The sequence below is a fragment of the Methylobacterium sp. D48H genome (genome assembly GCF_053345715.1).
Genome location: NZ_JBKFAP010000027.1, coordinates 52,188 through 68,713, shown reverse-complemented (window position 1 = coordinate 68,713; position 16,526 = coordinate 52,188). Strand labels below are relative to the sequence as shown.

The 16,526-nt window shown below is 70.0% G+C and carries 16 protein-coding genes and 1 pseudogene; 8 read left to right on the top strand and 9 right to left on the bottom strand.

The genetic code is table 11. The features are described 5' to 3' along the window. From ACLBX8_RS27090 to ACLBX8_RS27065, 6 genes and pseudogenes are all read right to left on the bottom strand, one after another. A pseudogene (locus ACLBX8_RS27090) lies at positions 1-209 on the bottom strand (IS630 family transposase); the annotation flags it as partial. Positions 210-301: 92 nt separating this feature from the next. Continuing rightward, on the bottom strand, positions 302-1,297 hold the full coding sequence (gene fdhE / locus ACLBX8_RS27085) for a formate dehydrogenase accessory protein FdhE (RefSeq protein ID WP_447716117.1): 996 nt from the start codon (positions 1,295-1,297) through the stop codon (positions 302-304). Between the two features lie 4 nt (positions 1,298-1,301). Beyond that, a complete protein-coding gene (locus tag ACLBX8_RS27080; protein WP_447716116.1) occupies positions 1,302-2,024 on the bottom strand; it encodes a formate dehydrogenase subunit gamma in 723 nt (240 codons plus the stop codon). Positions 2,025-2,172: 148 nt separating this feature from the next. Continuing rightward, positions 2,173-3,105: a formate dehydrogenase subunit beta gene (gene fdxH / locus ACLBX8_RS27075; RefSeq protein WP_447716115.1), complete on the bottom strand. Its 933-nt coding sequence runs from the start codon at positions 3,103-3,105 to the stop codon at positions 2,173-2,175. A 15-nt stretch (positions 3,106-3,120) separates the two neighbouring features. Beyond that, complete coding sequence (gene fdnG, locus ACLBX8_RS27070; protein ID WP_447716114.1) at positions 3,121-6,201, bottom strand: formate dehydrogenase-N subunit alpha; 3,081 nt, start codon at positions 6,199-6,201, stop codon at positions 3,121-3,123. Positions 6,202-6,354: 153 nt separating this feature from the next. After that, positions 6,355-6,696 (bottom strand): hypothetical protein, encoded by a 342-nt coding sequence (locus ACLBX8_RS27065; protein WP_020092429.1) that lies wholly within the window; start codon positions 6,694-6,696, stop codon positions 6,355-6,357. A 223-nt stretch (positions 6,697-6,919) separates the two neighbouring features. Here ACLBX8_RS27065 and ACLBX8_RS27060 point away from each other — a divergent pair, with 223 nt between their 5' ends. The 7 genes from ACLBX8_RS27060 to ACLBX8_RS27030 all read left to right on the top strand — a co-directional run bounded on the left by ACLBX8_RS27060 (position 6,920) and on the right by ACLBX8_RS27030 (position 12,676). Next, entirely contained in the window at positions 6,920-7,105 is a 186-nt protein-coding gene (locus ACLBX8_RS27060) for a hypothetical protein (RefSeq protein ID WP_447716113.1), read from the top strand. Between the two features lie 412 nt (positions 7,106-7,517). Beyond that, the gene (locus ACLBX8_RS27055) at positions 7,518-8,528 is read left to right on the top strand and encodes a sulfate ABC transporter substrate-binding protein (protein ID WP_447716118.1); all 1,011 of its coding nucleotides are present in this window, start codon (positions 7,518-7,520) and stop codon (positions 8,526-8,528) included. Positions 8,529-8,539: 11 nt separating this feature from the next. Continuing rightward, the gene (gene cysT, locus ACLBX8_RS27050) at positions 8,540-9,394 is read left to right on the top strand and encodes a sulfate ABC transporter permease subunit CysT (RefSeq protein ID WP_012318099.1); all 855 of its coding nucleotides are present in this window, start codon (positions 8,540-8,542) and stop codon (positions 9,392-9,394) included. Beyond that, positions 9,387-10,268 (top strand): sulfate ABC transporter permease subunit CysW, encoded by an 882-nt coding sequence (cysW, locus tag ACLBX8_RS27045; protein ID WP_447695391.1) that lies wholly within the window; start codon positions 9,387-9,389, stop codon positions 10,266-10,268. The genes cysT and cysW overlap by 8 nt, the downstream gene beginning before the upstream one ends. Beyond that, positions 10,240-11,310 (top strand): sulfate/molybdate ABC transporter ATP-binding protein, encoded by a 1,071-nt coding sequence (locus ACLBX8_RS27040; protein WP_234080988.1) that lies wholly within the window; start codon positions 10,240-10,242, stop codon positions 11,308-11,310. Before cysW ends, ACLBX8_RS27040 begins: the two co-directional genes overlap by 29 nt. Positions 11,311-11,349: 39 nt before the next feature. Then, positions 11,350-12,399 carry a cysteine synthase A gene (locus ACLBX8_RS27035; RefSeq protein ID WP_447716112.1) on the top strand — a complete coding sequence of 350 codons (1,050 nt, stop codon included), beginning with the start codon at positions 11,350-11,352 and terminating at the stop codon, positions 12,397-12,399. Positions 12,400-12,520: 121 nt separating this feature from the next. Further along, a complete protein-coding gene (locus ACLBX8_RS27030; RefSeq protein ID WP_007563230.1) occupies positions 12,521-12,676 on the top strand; it encodes a hypothetical protein in 156 nt (51 codons plus the stop codon). 100 nt (positions 12,677-12,776) lie between these two features. On the opposite strand, the gene ACLBX8_RS27025 is transcribed toward ACLBX8_RS27030, so the two are convergent. Further along, positions 12,777-14,252: a serine protease gene (locus ACLBX8_RS27025; protein ID WP_447716111.1), complete on the bottom strand. Its 1,476-nt coding sequence runs from the start codon at positions 14,250-14,252 to the stop codon at positions 12,777-12,779. Positions 14,253-14,470: 218 nt separating this feature from the next. Between ACLBX8_RS27025 and ACLBX8_RS27020 the strand changes: the two genes are divergently transcribed. Continuing rightward, positions 14,471-14,647, top strand: coding sequence for a hypothetical protein (locus ACLBX8_RS27020; protein WP_012318104.1), 177 nt, complete (start codon positions 14,471-14,473; stop codon positions 14,645-14,647). A 33-nt stretch (positions 14,648-14,680) separates the two neighbouring features. On the opposite strand, the gene ACLBX8_RS27015 is transcribed toward ACLBX8_RS27020, so the two are convergent. Continuing rightward, entirely contained in the window at positions 14,681-14,980 is a 300-nt protein-coding gene (locus ACLBX8_RS27015) for an alkylphosphonate utilization protein (protein ID WP_447716110.1), read from the bottom strand. Between the two features lie 166 nt (positions 14,981-15,146). Then, positions 15,147-16,433, bottom strand: coding sequence for a crotonyl-CoA carboxylase/reductase (ccrA, locus tag ACLBX8_RS27010; protein WP_042672037.1), 1,287 nt, complete (start codon positions 16,431-16,433; stop codon positions 15,147-15,149). Between the last annotated feature and the right edge of the window lie 93 nt (positions 16,434-16,526).

Genomic DNA, 16,526 nt, shown 5'->3' with positions numbered 1-16,526 from the left:
CGCAGGAACGTCTCGTACGGGTCGAGCTTGGAGCGGCGGGCACGCCCCTGCGGCCGGGCGGCCACCGTCCCAGTCGCGGCGAGCGCCGCCATCCAGCGGATCGCGGTTGCTTGGCCGACCCCGAAGCGGGCGGCCGCCTGACGGCGCGAGGTCGCCGCAGCCGCGGTCACCACCCGCTCGCGCAGGTCCAAGCTGTAGGGGCGGCCCATGCATCACTCCGGCTGTCGACCGGCCTGAGTGAATCAGCCTCCCAGCGCCGCGTGAACCCTACCAACCCGACTCAGCCCAAACCGAAAACGCTCTAGATCACGAACAGCAGGTTCAGTCCGGCGCGCCGGAACCCGTCCTCGGCGATCTTCAGGTCGAGCCCGTAGGACGCGATGTCGTCCGCCACCGGGTCGAGGGCCGGCGCCCGGTGCTGGTGGAGCTGCTTGATGTAGCTGTGGCAGGTCGTGCAGGTCTCGACCTGGACGTCCTTCGAGACCTCATCGAGCCCGTAATAGCTCACGTTCTCGCCGTCACCGCAGGCGGTGCAGCGGATCCGGACGTGGTTCCAGTACGTGCCGCAGAGCGAGCAGCTGAGATACCGGGCCTTGTCGGCCGGGGTCCAGGAGACGATGACGCTCGCCACCGGCGCGCCGCCGCAGCACGGGCAGACGCCGTCCGCGACGGGCTTCAGCGTCCGCGTGTCGAGGCGCGCGGCCCGCTCGGCGAAGCGCACCTGCAACGCGGCTGAGACGAACAGGCATTCGGCGATCCGGTCGACCGGCAGCGCGCCCTCGAAAACCTGCACGGCGAGATCGCGGCGCTCCTCCGGCGCAGCGGCCCGCAGGGCATCCCGCGCCGCGGCCGAGGCCTCGGGCGCGGTCGCGAGATCCAGCGCGTCGAGCAGCGCCAGGAGGCACGCGTCGAAATCCTGGTCGGCCTCGAGGCTGTGCCGCGACAGCGGCGGCATGCCGTGCTCGCTCCGCAGCGCCTGATCGGCGGGATCCGGCGCCGGCGGGGCCGGAAACCGTGCCTGGATCGCCGCCTGGGCGCGGGCGACCTCACCGACGAACCGGAGATAGGCCTCCAGCGGGTGCCCGGGCGCGGCCTCCGCCAAGCGCGCGGCCCGGTCGGCGAACAGAGTCGCGGGATCGGGCAGGCGCACGAGCGGGACCGAGCCCGAGATACCGATCTTGTCGGGATCGGGCTTGAGTTCGCTGAAATCCCGGCGGCGGGGCTTCGGGGACTCGGCGGGTTTCGGGGTGTTGTCCGCGGCCGGAGCCGCGGGTTTCCGCCTGAAGAAGTTGGCCACGCGATCAGGATCCGCGCTTGTCCACCGAGCCGCGGCGCGCCGGGCCGCCGGCCATCTGGCGGAACCACTTGCGGTGGTGCCGGTAGGCCCAGCCGCCCGTGACCGTGCCGCGGACCATCGCCCGGCCGGTGCCGCGCACCCAGATGCCGGCGTAGACGTGCACCACGATGATCGCGATGGCGATGACGGCGGCCAGCGAGTGCGCGAGCAGCGCCCAGCGCTGGGTCTCGATCGAGGTGAGGCCGCCGAAATAGGTGTTCCAGATCACGAGGCCGGTCACGAACATCACGCCGATCAGGACGGTCTGGCCCCAGAACACGCCCTTCTGGCCGGCATTGTACTTGCCGAGTTCCGGCAGCCGGTCCTCGCGGTTGGTGACCACGTCGCCGATCTTCTTCGACCACTCGACATCATCCTTGTTGGGGATGTTGAGCCGCCAGAAGCGCACGAACAGGAAGAGGAAGCTGATCGCCAGCGCCACGCCGAACCACGGGTGGACCGCCCGGGTCGCCTGCCCGCCGCCGAACAGGCCGGTCAGCGAGAACAGGTAGGGCGTGAACATCGCCAGCCCCGAGAGGGTCAGCAGCGTGAACAGGATCGCGGTGATCCAGTGATTCACGCGCTGCAGGCCGGTGTAGCGCGGGACGTACATCACCTCCGGCGCCTCGGACTTGGCGTGGTGGAGGGGGCGGGAATCGCCGTCCCGGACATCGTTCTGGATCGTCATCGGCCTTCACTCGCCTGACGGGGCCGCCCGTCGCGGCGGGCGGGCCGTGAAACTCGAAATCGGGTCTGGCGCCCGAGCCGTCTCCGCCCTGCCGAAACCGTTCGGCGCGGCGCTCCCTCCCCCCGCGGGGGAGGGAGACCGTCGCGTCTCAGTGCGGCCGGGCCTCGCCGCCATTCTCCCGGCGCTTGGCCTCGTCGTACTCGACCGCCTCTTCCTCCTCCTCGGGCACGACCTCGTTGGGGCCGGCCGTGACGTAGTGGAAGAAGCCCGCCACCGCCGCGAAGCCCATCGCGGCGAGCCCGAACACCTTGGCGCCGCCCTTCCAGAAGGCGACGAGCGGCGAGATCTTCGGGTCGTTCGGCAGGCCCGCGTAGAGGCTCGGCTGATCGGCGTGGTGCAGCACGTACATGACGTGCGTGCCGCCGACGCCGGCCGGATCGTAGAGACCCGCCTTGTCGAACCCACGCGACTTCAGGTCCTCGACGCGGTCGTGGGCCTGCTCGATCATGGCCTGCTTGGTGCCGAACATGATCGAGCCGGTCGGGCAGGCCTTGGCGCAGGCCGGCGCCTGACCCACCGCCACGCGGTCCGAGCACAGGGTGCACTTGTACGCCTTGTGGTCGGTCTGGCTGATGCGCGGGATGTTGAAGGGGCAGCCCTTCACGCAGTAGCCGCAGCCGATGCAGTTCTCCTCGATGAAGTCGACGATGCCGTTGGAGTACTGCACGATCGCGCCGGGAGACGGGCAGGCCTTCAGGCAGCCCGGCTCGGTGCAGTGCATGCAGCCGTCCTTGCGGATCAGCCATTCGAGGTTGTTGGTCTCCGGGTTCTCGTACTCGGTGAACCGCATCAGGGTCCACGACTTCGGCGTGAGGTCGTGGGGGTTCTGGTAGGTGCCCGTGTTGACACCGATGTCGTCGCGCAGGTCGTTCCACTCCTCGCAGGCCGACTGGCAGGCCTTGCAGCCGATGCACTTCGACACGTCGATGAGTTTGGCGACCTCCACCTGGCGGCGGATCTCCGGCGGCGTCTCCGTGGAGGCGGAGCGCTGGCGGATGTCGAGGGAGCTGTAGTCAGCCATGTCTGCCGCTCCCCCTTACGCGACCGCGTCCGACGGAGGTGTGGTCGGCTCGATGTTCACGAGCCAGGCCTTGAACTCCGGCGTCTCGGTGTTCGCGTCGCCCACGACCGGCGTGAGCGAGTTCGGGTGCCATCCTTTCTTGGTGTGGCCCATGAAGCCCCAGTGCTGCGGGATGCCGACGACGTGGACGGGCTTGCCGTCGCAGATCAGCGGCTTGATCCGCTTCGTCACCACGGCCTTGGCCTTCAGGGAGCCGCGCTTCGACCAGACGCGGACCCATCCGCCCTTGGCGATGCCCTTCTCCTTGGCGAGCTCCTCCGAGATCTCCACGAAGGCCTCCGGCTGGAGGATCGCGTTGATCCGGGCGTGCTTGGTCCAGCCGTGGAAGTGCTCGGTCAGGCGGTAGCTCGTCGCCGCGTAGGGGAACTCCTTCGCGTCGCCGAGATCGGCCAGATCGTCCTTGAAGATGCGGGACGCGGGTGCGCCCTTGATCTTCGGGAAGGCGAGGTTGGCCACCGGGGACTCGAAGGGCTCGTAATGCGCCGGGAACGGCCCGTCGCGCATGAGACCCCGGGTCCACAGGCGGGCGACGCCCTCTTGGTTCAGGATGAACGGCCCGACGCCCTTATCGGGGGCGACGGTGACGCCGTAATCCGGCACGTCGAAGCCAATCCACTGCTTGCCGTTCCACTCGATGAGCTTCTTCTTCTCCGACCACGGGCGACCCTCGGGGTCGCACGAGGCGCGGTTGTAGAGGACGCGCCGGTTGGCCGGCCACGCGAAGGCCCAGTTGGGCGCGATGCCGCGATCGCCGGGGTCGGTGTTGTCCCGGCGGGCCATCATGTTGCCCTTCTCGGTGTAGCAGCCCGAGTAGATCCAGCAGCCGCAGGCGGTCGTCCCGTCGTCCTTGAGCTGGGCGAAGCCGTCGACCTGCTTGCCCGCCGGGATGATCGTCCCGTTGAGATCCGGCGTCGGCGCCAGCGTGTAGCCGTTGAGCTCGCGGGCGAGCTCGGTCGGCGTCGGCGCCTCGGCGATCGCGTAGTCCCACTTCAGATTGACGATCGGGTCCGGGAAGGCCCCGCCATCCTTCTTGTAGGCCGCCTTCATGCGGAGGAAGATCTCCGACATGATCTCGATGTCGGAGCGGCACTCGCCCGGCGCCTCCTGCGCCTGCCAGTGCCACTGCAGCCACCGGCTGGAGTTCGACAGCGAGCCTTCCTCCTCCACGAACAGGGTGGTCGGAAGCTCGAACACCTCGGTCTGGATCTTGGTCGGATCGACGTCGTTGTACTCGCCGTGGTTCTCCCAGAAGCGGGCCGTCTCGGTCTTGAGCGGATCCATCACCACGATGAACTTCATCTTGGAGAAGGCTTCCGTCATCTTGGCGCGGTTCGGGAACGACAGCAGGGGGTTGAAGCCCTGGATGACGTAGCCGGTCATCTTGCCCTGCTTGGCGAGCTCGAACCCGCGCAGGACGTCGTAGGTCGGCACGTCGAGCTTGGGCAGGTAGTCGTACGCCCAGTCGTTCTCCTTCGTGGCCTTGTCGCCCCACATCGCCTTCTGGAACGAGACGAAGAACTTGTTGTAGTTCTGCCAGTAGCTCGTCTGTCCGGGACGCAGCGGCTTGAACTGCCGCTTAGCGATGTAGCTCGCGTAGTCGGGCTCCTTCTCCACCGGGATGTTCAGGTACCCGGGGATGAGGTTCGACATCAGCCCGATATCGGTCAGCCCCTGGATGTTGGAGTGACCGCGCAGGGCCTGCATGCCGCCGCCGAGCACGCCGATGTTCCCGAGCAGCGTCTGCACGATGCACATCGAGCGGATGTTCTGCGAGCCCTTGGAGTGATGGGTCCAGCCGAGCGCGTAGAGCGAGGCCATCGACTTCTCGGGGGAAGCCGTCGTCGCCATCAGCTCGCAGACCTTCAGGAAGGTCTCCTTGGGCGAGCCGCAGATCTTCTCGACCATCTCGGGCGTGTAGATCGCGAGATGCTTCTTGAGGAGCTGCATCACGCAGCGCGGATGCTGCATCGTCTCGTCGACCACGGCGTAGCCGTCGGGGCCGATCTCGTAGTCCCAGGTGGTCTTGTCGTAGTCGCGCTTGTCCGCGTCGTAGCCCGTGAACAGCCCCTCGCTGAAGTCGTAGCCCTCGCGGACCACGTAGCCGGCGTTGGTGTAGGCGGAGACGTAGCGGTGCTGCAGCTTGTCGTTGTCGAGCAGGTACTTGGCCACGCCCGACAGGAACGCGATGTCGGTCCCCTGCCGGATCGGGCAGTAGAGATCGGCCACCGACGCCGTGCGGGTGAAGCGCGGATCGACGACGATCAGCTTGGCATTGTTATGGGCTTTCGCCTCCACGACCCACTTGAAGCCGCAGGGGTGCGCCTCGGCGGCATTGCCGCCCATCACGGTGATCACGTCCGCGTGCTTGATGTCCATCCAGAGGTTGGTCATCGCACCGCGTCCGAAGGAGGGCGCCAAACTGGCGACCGACGGACCGTGTCAAACCCTGGCCTGATTATCGAAGACCAGGGCCCCCATGCTTCGGACTGTCTTGTAGGTCAGCCAGGCCGTCTCGTTGGTGGTGGCCGAGGCCCCGAGGAAGCCCATCGTGGTCCACCGGTTGACCGTGAGGTCGCCGTTCTTGGCCACGAAGTTCTTGTCCCGGTCCTCCTTCATGAGCTGCGCGATGCGGTCGAGGGCGAAATCCCAGGACACGCGCTTGAACTCGGAAGAACCCGGGGCGCGGTGGAGCGGGTACTTGGTGCGGGTCTCGGCGTGCACGAAGTCGAGCAGCGCCGAGCCCTTCGGGCAGAGCGTGCCGCGGTTGACCGGATGATCCGGATCGCCCTCGATGTGCATGACCGAGGAGCGCGCGTTCTTCGAACGGTCCCCCAGGCTGTAGAGGATCACGCCGCACGCGACCGAGCAGTACGGGCAGGTGTTGCGGGTCTCGCGCATCTGCGCGAGCTTGAACGGCCGCACCGCGGCGGCCATGGCGGGCTCGAGTCCGCCGAATCCGAGCGCGCCCAGCGAGCCGCCAGCGAGGCCGGCGCCGGCCCCCTTGAGCAGGCCACGCCTTGAGACCTGGACCGTCATCTCCGCTCCGTAAAAGCGATCTGGTATAATTCCAAGCTGTCCCAAAAAAGCGTGCGCGAGGCAAGTGCGGTTGCGTGACACAGCAAGTTGCGGTGTCTCAGCCGAAGCAACACGTTTGTCGCACCGGCATCATCCTGCATGAGAACGGTTTTTTTACTTGCTGGGATTGGCCGGATTGGCGCCTGACGGGCCGGCCGTGCGGTGCTCCAGGGGCGCCTGCGGCTCGGTGGCGGAGGTGCCGCCGGGCTGGGCCGGCGGCACGGGACGGTCGGCATTCTCCTTGATCGAGTTGCCGCCCGGGTCCGGCGCGTCCTTGGCGGCCGACTGCTCCCGCGGCACCGGGGCTTGGCTCCAGCCATCCTGCGCGCTGCGGGACTTGTCGCCCATCGCGTCGACGCCCTTGATCTCGCCCGGTTTCGTCTGCGCGAGACAGGGCGACGCCGCCGTCGCGAGACCGAGTAGCACCGACATCATCAGGGGAATCGAGCGGGACACGGGGCGCCTCCTGGCAGCAGGGGGAATGCGGGGAGAATGGCAGCGGGGACGAAGAGCGGGGAATGCCCGGGCAACGTAGCCTTCGCGGCGGCAGTTCCGGCCTGCGACACCGACCCGGCACGGGGCACCGGGATCGCGCGGCGGCAGCGCGGCCGCGGCGGTGACGGCTCCTTAACCAAACCTTGCAACCGTACGTGTCCACAGGTGCGAGGATTTCCCGGTCATGTCGAAGCCGCATCCCGAACGCCCCTGCGAGACCGAGCGGTCGGTCGACGCGCCGCCGCTGAGCTCCGACATCCGGCGCCATCTCGGCCAGAACCTGCGCGCGCTCTTCAACGACACGCTGGCTGCCCCGGTCGACAAGCGGCTGGAGGCCCTGATCGCCCGGCTCGACAAGCCGAAGCGCTGACCCGGACCGCCGCCGGCACGGGAGCGGAGGATCGCCGCCTTGCGGGCAACCGCGTGCGGCGCGAACCACCGACGGCTCTCGCCGGCCCGCGGAATGCCGCCCGATGTGCGCTAGAGCACTTAAGATCGTTCGTTCTGAGAAACTCGATTCTGCGCAGGAAATCTTCTCCATCGGCGACGCCAGAGAGAAGATCCATGCGTTCTGATCGTCTACTGCCCTGAGTTATCTTGCATTTCCGGCACGATCGTCGATCCTGATCACGTTACGGCATCACGCGGGTCCACACCCGAGGCTTGACTTCGTTCGGTAAAAAGAACGATTTCGCGCCTCCCGGGGACGCCTGTCCCCTGCGTCGCAACCGCGGATGGCTGGGGGATCGGACGTGATGACGAACGCTTCAGGTCTGGGCCGGATGGCTCGGGCGATCGGGCTGACCCTTCTGGCCGGAGCCGGCCTGCTGACCTGCGCGCTGCCGGCCGCGGCCGAGACCGCGCTCCTCAACGTCTCGTACGACCCGACCCGCGAGCTCTACCGCGAGATCAACGCCGCCTTCGCGGAGGAGTGGAAGGCGAAGACCGGCGAGGCCATCACGGTGCGGGCCTCGCACGGCGGCTCGGGCGCGCAGGCGCGCACGGTGATCGACGGGGTGGACGCCGACGTGGTCACCCTCGGCATCCCGTCCGACATCGACGCGATCGCCAAGCTCACCCACAAGATCCCCGAGGATTGGCGCAGCAAGCTGCCGAACCAGGGGACGCCCTACACCTCGACGGTGGTGTTCCTGGTCCGGAAGGGCAACCCGAAGGGCGTCAAGGACTGGGACGACCTGGTCAAGCCCGACGTGAAGGTGATCACCCCGAATCCGAAGACCTCGGCGGGGGGGCGCTGGAACTTCCTCGCCGCCTGGGGCTACGCCTACGGGAAGGACAAGGACGCTGCGAAGGCCGACGCCTTCGTCGGGCAGGTCTACAAGAACGTGCCGGTGCTCGACACCGGCGCCCGGGGCTCGACCGTGACGTTCGCGCAGCGCGGCCTCGGCGACGTCCTGCCGACCTGGGAGAACGAGGCCTACCTCGTGCTCCAGGAGTTCGGCGCCGACAAGTTCGACATCGTCTCGCCGCCGACCTCGATCTACGCCGAGCCGCCTGTGGCCCTGGTGGCGGTCAATGCCGAGCGGAAGGGCACCACGAAGGCTGCCCAGGCCTATCTCGACTTCCTCTACAGCGACCGCGCCCAGGCGATCTTCGCCAAGCACCATTACCGGCCGATCCGCCAGGAGGCGGCCGCCCCGGCGGACCTCGCCCAGCTGCCCGAGATCAAGCTGTTCAAGATCGAGGACCTCCAGGGATCCTGGGACGAGATCCAGAAGCGGAACTTCGACGCCGGCGGCCTGTTCGACCGTCTGAGCCGGGCCGGCCGCTGAGGCATCAGATCATGGTCCAGACGCCCCGTCCCCGTCGGACATTCCGACGGCCGAGCGTGATCCCGGGCTTCGGGATCAGCTTCGGCTACACGCTGACCTGCCTCGGCCTGATCGTCCTGCTGCCGCTGGCCGGACTGGTGGTGAAGGCCTCGGGGCTCGGCCTGTCGGGCATCTGGGAGGTCGCCACCGATCCGCGGGTCGCCAGCGCCCTGCGGATCAGCTTCGGCGTCTCGGCCATCGCGGCGCTCGTCGCCTCGGCCTTCGGCTTCCTGGTGGCCTGGGTGCTGACCCGCTACCGCTTCCCGGGCCGCAAGCTGGTCGACGCCGCCGTCGACCTGCCCTTCGCCCTGCCCACCGCGGTCGCCGGCATCGCGCTCGCCTCGCTCTACGCGCCTGACGGTCTGCTCGGCGCGCCGCTCGCGCGCCTCGGAATCCAGGCGGCCTACACGCCGGTCGGCATCTTCATCGCCATGGTGTTCATCGGCCTGCCCTTCGCGGTGCGGACCGTGCAGCCGCTGATCGCCGAGATCGACAAGGAGATCGAGGAGGCCTCGGCCACCCTCGGGGCGACGCGCCTCGTCACCCTCACCCGGGTGGTGCTGCCGCCCCTGATCCCGGCGGTGCTCACCGGCTTCGCGCTCGCCTTCGCCCGGGGTGTCGGCGAGTACGGCTCGATCATCTTCATCGCCGGCAACCTGCCCTACGTGTCGGAGATCGCGCCGCTGCTCATCGTCATCAAGCTCTCCGAGTTCGACTACGGCGGCGCGGCGGCCATCGCGACGATCATGCTCGGGATCTCGTTCCTGACGCTGCTCGCCATCAACCTCATCCAGGCCTGGTCACGGCGGCGGTTCGGCTATGTCTGAGATCTTCTCCCCCGCCTTCGTTCCGGCCGCCAAGCCGGCCCCGGTCGCCTCGGAAGGGGTCGGCGTCCGCGCGGTCCTGATCGGGATCGCCGTGGCGTTCCTGGCGCTGTTCCTGGTGCTGCCGCTGTTCGCGGTCTTCCTCCAGGCCTTCTCGAAGGGGCTCGGGGCCTTCCTGGACGCGTTCCGGGAGCCCGACGCCTGGAGCGCGATCCGCCTGACGCTGACCGTGGCGGCGATCGCGGTGCCGTTCAACGTCGTGTTCGGGCTGGCCGCCTCCTGGGCGATCGCCAAGTTCGAGTTTCCCGGCAAGTCGCTGCTGATCACCCTGATCGACCTGCCGTTCTCGGTCTCTCCGGTGGTCTCCGGCCTGATCTACGTGCTGCTGTTCGGGTCCCAGGGCCTGTTCGGCTCCTGGCTCCTCAACCACGGCGTCCAGATCCTGTTCGCCCTGCCGGGGATCGTCCTGGCGACGGTGTTCGTGACCTTCCCGTTCGTCGCCCGCGAGCTGATCCCGCTGATGCAGGAGCAGGGCACCGCCGAGGAGGAGGCGGCGCTGACGCTCGGCGCCTCGGGCCTGCACGCGTTCCGGACGGTGACGCTGCCCAATATCCGCTGGGGCCTGCTCTACAGCGTGCTCCTCTGCAATGCCCGGGCGATGGGCGAATTCGGAGCGGTGTCGGTGGTGTCGGGCCACATCCGCGGCCTGACCAACACCATCCCACTCCACGTGGAGATCCTCTACAATGAGTACAACTTCGTCGCCGCATTCGCCGTCGCTTCGCTCCTCGCCGTCCTTGCCCTCATCACCCTCGTCCTCAAATCCGTCCTCGAATGGCGCTTCGCGGGTGAGCTCGCGCACGGCCGGGCACACTGATCGCCCCTCCACGGCGATCCGGGTCGAGAACGTCTCGAAGACGTTCGACACGGCGGCGGTGCTGCACGACCTGTCGCTGGACGTGCGGGCGGGCGAGCTGATCGGGCTCCTCGGCCCGTCGGGCTCGGGCAAGACGACGCTGCTGCGGATCATCGCCGGGCTCGACGCGCCGGACCGGGGCCGGATCCTGTTCGGCGGCGACGACGCCACCGGCCTGCCCGTGCAGGAGCGGGCCGTGGGCTTCGTGTTCCAGCACTACGCCCTGTTCAAGCACATGAGCGTGGCCGACAACATCGCCTACGGGCTGAACGCGCGGCGCCGCGCCGACCGGCCGGCCAAGGCCGAGATCAAGCGCCGGGTCGGCGACCTGCTCGACCTGATCCGCCTCTCCGGCTTCGGCGACCGCTACCCGTCGCAGCTCTCCGGCGGCCAGCGGCAGCGGGTGGCGCTCGCCCGGGCCCTCGCGGTCGAGCCGCGGGTTCTCCTGCTGGACGAGCCCTTCGGCGCGCTCGACGCCCAGGTCCGCAAGGACCTGCGCCGCTGGCTGCGCGAGATCCACGACCGCACCGGCCAGACCACGATCTTCGTGACTCACGACCAGGACGAGGCGCTGGAACTGTCCGACCGCGTGGCCGTGCTCGATCGCGGCCGCCTGGAGCAGGTCGGCACGCCCGACGAGGTGCAGGAGAACCCGGCCTCCGCCACCGTGATGAAGTTCCTGGGCGATTCCGTCGAGGTGGAGGCGATCGCCGAGGGCGGCCGGGTGCTGGTCCGGGGCCGGGAGACGCCGGTCGCGGCGCCGGCCAGCCTGTTCGGCCCGGTCAAGCTCTACGTCCGGCCCTGGCAGCTGCAGCTCGCCGAGCCCGAGGCCGCGCACCTGTCGGGCACCGTGCGCAGCTCGTACCGGACGCAGGGGCGCCAGCGGATCGAGGTGGCCGACGCCGAGGGGCGCGTCCTCGCCGTGGAGGATTTCGACGGCGTGCGCTACCCGGCCGGCCACCCGGTCGGCCTGCGGATCAACGGCGGGCACGTCTTCGGGTGAGGCTCGCCAGCGGCCGCGCGGCACCCTAGGCTCCCGACCATGACCGTACCGAGTCGCGAACCCGCCCCCGACGTCCTGGCCGCCATCGGCCAGACGCCGCTGATCCGCCTGCGCCGCGCCTCCGAGGAGACCGGCTGCACCATCTACGGCAAGGCGGAGTTCCTGAATCCCGGCCTGTCGGTGAAGGACCGGGCGGCGCTCTCGATCGTGCGGGACGCGGAGGCGCGGGGCCTGATCCGCCCGGGCGGCACGATCGTCGAGGGCACCGCCGGCAACACCGGCATCGGTCTCGCCCTGGTGGCCTCGGTGCGCGGCTACCGGACGCTGATCGTCATCCCGGTCACCCAGTCCGAGGAGAAGAAGCAGACCCTGCGGCTCGCGGGCGCCCGGCTGGTGGAAGTGCCGGCGGTGCCCTTCGCCAACCCGAACAACTACGTCCACGTCGCCCGGCGGCTCGCGGAGAAGCTCGCCGCCACCGAGCCGGCGGGCGCCTTCTTCGCCGACCAGTTCGACAACGTCGCCAATCGGCAGGCCCATGTCGACGGCACCGGCCCGGAGATCTGGGCGCAGACCGGCGGCCGGGTCGACGGCTTCGTCTGCGCGGCCGGCACCGGCGGCACGCTGGCCGGCACCGCCGAGGCCCTGCGCACCCGCAATCCGCAGGTGCGGATCGCGCTCTCGGACCCGGAGGGCTCGGCCCTCTACGCCCACTACACGACCGGCACCCTGAAGGCCGAGGGCTCCTCGATCACCGAGGGGATTGGCCAGGGGCGGATCACCCGGAACCTCGAGGGCTTCACCCCCGACCGCGCCTTCCGGATCCCGGACCGCGAGGCTCTCGACATCGTCTTCGGGCTGATGCGGGAGGAGGGGCTGTCGCTGGGCGGCTCGTCGGGCATCAACGTCGCCGGGGCGATCCGGCTGGCCCGGGACCTCGGGCCCGGTCACACGATCGTGACGATCCTCTGCGACGGGGCGGCCCGCTACGCCTCGAAGCTGTTCAATCCGGCCTTACTCACCGAGCGCGACCTGCCGGTTCCGGGCTGGCTCGACGCGCCGGCGGGGGCTCTGCCGGACTGGCACGCCTGAGGCCGGGGTCTCATCCGGAATTTTCCTCACAAAAGCGTGGCTTGGCGTTGAACGGAACGGAATGTCGCAGCGTTTGAACGGTCACGCTCGCACCAGCGCGACCGTCCGGAGAACGCGACCGATGTCCCTCGTCACCATCCTGCTCATCATCTTGATCATCCTGGCCTTCGGCGGCGGCGGCTTCCTCGGCGGCGGCGCGTATCGCGGCCCCGGCTTCGGCCTGGGCGGCATCCTGCTCATCGTGCTGATCGTGCTCCTGGTCACCGGGCGGCTCTGAGCGGCGGCCCGTCGCCTGGGCGGACGGCTCGTCCGCCCAGGCTCGTGAACGCCGGCGGATCCCGCGCGAGCGACAGGGGATCCGCCGCGCGACCCGCATCTCAGCGGCAGGTGATCCCCACCACGGCAGGCGCGACCGCGCCGGGCCCGCCACCCGAATGCGGCGCCGCCGCGGCGATGCCCTGGGCGGCGAGGAAGGCGGAGATCGCCCGCGCCGGCACGACCGGCAGGCGTGCCGGCGGCACCACCCCGGCGACCCGGCGCGGCGCCGCGGGATAGCGGGCGACGAGACCGACGAGGGCCCCCGACCGGTCCAGCACCGGCGCGCCGCCGGAACCCGGCTGGAGCGCCGCGATCACGTCGCCGCCCCGCGCCTCACCGGGAGCTGCCTGGACCCCGTCCGCACCCGGCGCCAGGGCGATCACGCTCTCCTCGGCACCGACGGGCTCGGTCCGGAGCGCGGGCCGGAGCGGGGCGGGGGCGCCGGGCACATCGAGGAGGGCGAGGCCGGCGGGATCGGTGGCGAGCACCCGCGCCGATGCCGCGCCGATCCTGGGCTGGGCGCAGCCCTCCAGCACGGCGGCGGCGGTCAGCACGCGTCCCGGCGCCACCGCGAGACCCGCGCCCGAGGCCGGCGCGAAGGAGAGGCTCGCCGGCCTCAGCGGCGCGGCCTGCGGCTGGGGCGCCGGGTGGGCGGCGACGCGGGCCGCCTGTGCCGGACCCGGGCTCGGGGGTAGCTGCGCGGCCGGCGGCGCGGCGGGATCGGGAAACGGCACGAAGGCGTTCGCCACGGCGATCACGAGCCGGTCGACCTCCGGCGCCAGGGCGCGATCGTAGCCGAGCAGGAACCCCCGCACGCCCTCCGGTCCGGACGCGTAGCGGATGTAGGACAGTCCCGGCCCGGTCTCGGCGGTGACCACCACGGTGTCCGGCCGCCGCAGCTTGTAGGTCACCTTGCGGCCGGGGAGCGGCGCGGTCGCCTTCTCGAACAGCGCGTCGAGGCTCTCGGCCCCCGGCGGGAAGGCGCGGGATTCCAGGGTGACGCGGCCGTCCTGGCTCTGCCAGCGGGTTCCGGAGGGCAGGGCGGTCCGTCTCGCCAGGAGTCTCTCGGGCACGCCCATCACGGCGCCGGTCCCGGGATCGACCGCGACGCGGAAGCGCGCCGCGTTCCGCGCCGCCGCACCGGCGGCCAGCAGCGCCGCCCGGCCGCGCGGATCGAGAGGGTCGGCCCCGCCGGTCCGGGCGCTGTAGGCGGTGAGCGCCTCGAAGGTGCGGCGCCCGAAGGACCCCGACACGACGGCGTTGAAATCGCCGGTCCAGACCAGGGCGTCCTGGACGGCCTTGCGGTCGGCCTCCGGCAGGGCCTCGAAGCCCGCCCGCATCGCCTCGAAGACGGGGTCGGCCGGCGCGCCGGCCGCCGGCGCGGGTCTGGGGGCGGTCCGGGCGGGCGCCGGCCGGTCCTGGGCCCCGACAGGCCCGGTGCCGAGGGCGATCAGGATCGCGAGGGCCGCCGCGCGCCGGGCGCGGCCGCGCAGGGTATCCGGGATCCGACACCGCGACGCGTCACCCGAATCCATGCCCGCCCCCGACCCTCTCTGCCCCGCGTCGTCCCGATCCTGGCAGAGGCCGCCGCGACAGGCCAGATCAATCCGGTTCGGTCCCGGCCCGGTCCCGGCAGCCGTGCGTCCGGCGCCGCGATGCGCTACAGGGCGGATGTCCGGCCCTGGGCGGCGGCCGGATCCCGGATCGGTCGTCCGGCTACGCGATGCCGCCACGGTTCGACGCGGAGCCCGGCATGAGCGACACGAACAACACCTTCAAGAAGGCGCCCAAGCGCAAGGCCGCCAAGGGCAAGAGCATCAGCGTCTCGCCGGAGATGCGGCAGGCCTACGCCGACCTGATCCAGGAGCGCGCCGAGAAGCAGGAGGCCTACGGCCGCCACCTGCCGCAGGACGAGACGCGGCGGCGGTAGCGCGGTTGGGAGAAGCGCCGCCCCGCATCGGCCTCAGCGCTTGCGCACGAACTCGGTGCGCAGCACGAGGCCCTTGATGGTGTCGTGGCGGCAGTCGATCTCCTCCGGATCGTCCGTGAGCCGGATCGACCGGATGACCGTGCCCTGCTTCAGGGTCTGGTTCGCACCCTTGACCTTGAGGTCCTTGATCAGCGTGACCGAATCGCCGTCGGCCAGGACGTTGCCGGCCGCGTCGCGGACGGCATTCACCTCGGCGGGCGCGGCCGCGGACCCGGGCGGGAGCCACTCGCCCGTCGCCTCGTCGTAGACGTAAGCCTCGTCGTCGCCGCTCAAAACCGTGCCCCCTGTCCGGATCGGGGCCGGGTCCTGTGAGGATCGCGTGGGCCCGTCATCAGCGCCCCGGCACACCGAATCGGTCGCCGAGTCGGCGCGGGACGCCACGAGCCTAGCCGATCGGGCCGGCCCCGCGCGAGAGCGGGAACCGGCCCGACGGAGCGCCTTACCGCTTCAGCGGACCGGCCTCGATCACGTCCTCGACCGTGCGCAGGCCGGCGCGCGGGGAGTTGACGAGGCAGGCCATGTTGCCCGGCGGGTGCTGGTTCTTCCACATCTTGGTGTGGGCCTGGGGGATCTTGTCCCAGGGGAAGACCTCGCTCATGCACGGGTCGATCCGCCGGTCGAGCACGAACTGGTTCGCCGACGAGGCCTGCTTGAGGTGGGCGAAGTGCGAGCCCTGGATGCGCTTCTGCCGCATCCAGACGTAGCGGGCGTCGAAGGTGATGTTGAAGCCGGTCGTGCCGGCGCAGAACACCACCATGCCGCCGCGCTTCACCACCAGCGCCGAGACCGGGAAGGTCGCCTCGCCCGGATGCTCGAACACGATGTCGACGTCCTGCTTGCCGGTGATGTCCCAGATCGCCTTGCCGAACTTGCGCGCCTCCTTGGTCCAGGCGTGGAACTCGGGGCTGTTGACCTTGGGGAGCTGGCCCCAGCAGTCGAAGTCCTTGCGGTTGATGACGCCCTTGGCGCCGAGGCTCATCACGTAGTCGCGCTTCGACTCGTCCGAGATCACCGCGATGGCGTTGGCGCCCGAGGCCGCGCAGAGCTGCACGCCGAACACGCCGAGGCCGCCGGAGGCACCCCAGATCAGCACGTTCTGGCCCGGCTTCACCGTGTGCGGGGCGTGGCCGAACAGCATGCGGTAGGCGGTGGCGAGCGTCAGCGTGTAGCAGGCGGCCTCCTCCCAGGTGAGGTGCTTCGGCCGGACCATGAGCTGGCGGGACTGCACCCGGCAGAACTGCGCGAACGAGCCGTCGCCGGTCTCGTAGCCCCAGATCCGCTGCGAGGGCGAGAACATCGGGTCGCCGCCGTTGCACTCCTCGTCGTCGCCGTCGTCGCGGTTGCAGTGGACGATGACCTCGTCGCCGACCTTCCAGCGCTTCACCTTGGAGCCGACCTTCCAGACGATGCCGGAGGCGTCGGAGCCCGCGATGTGGTACTCGCCCTTGTGGACGTCGAAGGGCGAGATCGGCTCGCCGAGGCCGGCCCAGACGCCGTTGTAGTTGACGCCCGCCGCCATGACGTAGACCAGCACCTCGTCGTCGCCGATCTCCCAGACCGGCAGCACCTCGAGCTGGTGGGACTGCTCCGGGGGTCCGTGCCGCTCGCGCCGGATCGCCCAGGCATACATCTTGGCCGGCACATGACCCAGCGGCGGGATCTCACCCATCTCGTAGAGGTCCTTGACCTCCCCGCCCGTCGGACTGATCGCAGCGCTCGCCGCCATCTCGCTCTCCTCTCGTCCCGCGTGTTTCTCACGGCCGCGGTTCTCCATCGCGCTATACCGGCGATGCCGGAGGCGTCCAAGTGGGCCGAAAGT

Bases quoted from the DNA above. Each gene is read 5' to 3' on its own strand.
- ACLBX8_RS27080 (WP_447716116.1), bottom strand. From the start codon at position 2,024: ATGACGATCCAGAACGATGTCCGGGACGGCGATTCCCGCCCCCTCCAC.
- fdxH (WP_447716115.1), bottom strand. From the start codon at position 3,105: ATGGCTGACTACAGCTCCCTCGACATCCGCCAGCGCTCCGCCTCCACG.
- ACLBX8_RS27060 (WP_447716113.1), top strand. From the start codon at position 6,920: ATGTCGAAGCCGCATCCCGAACGCCCCTGCGAGACCGAGCGGTCGGTC.
- ACLBX8_RS27055 (WP_447716118.1), top strand. From the start codon at position 7,518: ATGGCTCGGGCGATCGGGCTGACCCTTCTGGCCGGAGCCGGCCTGCTG.
- cysT (WP_012318099.1), top strand. From the start codon at position 8,540: ATGGTCCAGACGCCCCGTCCCCGTCGGACATTCCGACGGCCGAGCGTG.
- cysW (WP_447695391.1), top strand. From the start codon at position 9,387: ATGTCTGAGATCTTCTCCCCCGCCTTCGTTCCGGCCGCCAAGCCGGCC.
- ACLBX8_RS27035 (WP_447716112.1), top strand. From the start codon at position 11,350: ATGACCGTACCGAGTCGCGAACCCGCCCCCGACGTCCTGGCCGCCATC.
- ACLBX8_RS27030 (WP_007563230.1), top strand. From the start codon at position 12,521: ATGTCCCTCGTCACCATCCTGCTCATCATCTTGATCATCCTGGCCTTC.
- ACLBX8_RS27025 (WP_447716111.1), bottom strand. From the start codon at position 14,252: ATGGATTCGGGTGACGCGTCGCGGTGTCGGATCCCGGATACCCTGCGC.
- ACLBX8_RS27020 (WP_012318104.1), top strand. From the start codon at position 14,471: ATGAGCGACACGAACAACACCTTCAAGAAGGCGCCCAAGCGCAAGGCC.
- ccrA (WP_042672037.1), bottom strand. From the start codon at position 16,433: ATGGCGGCGAGCGCTGCGATCAGTCCGACGGGCGGGGAGGTCAAGGAC.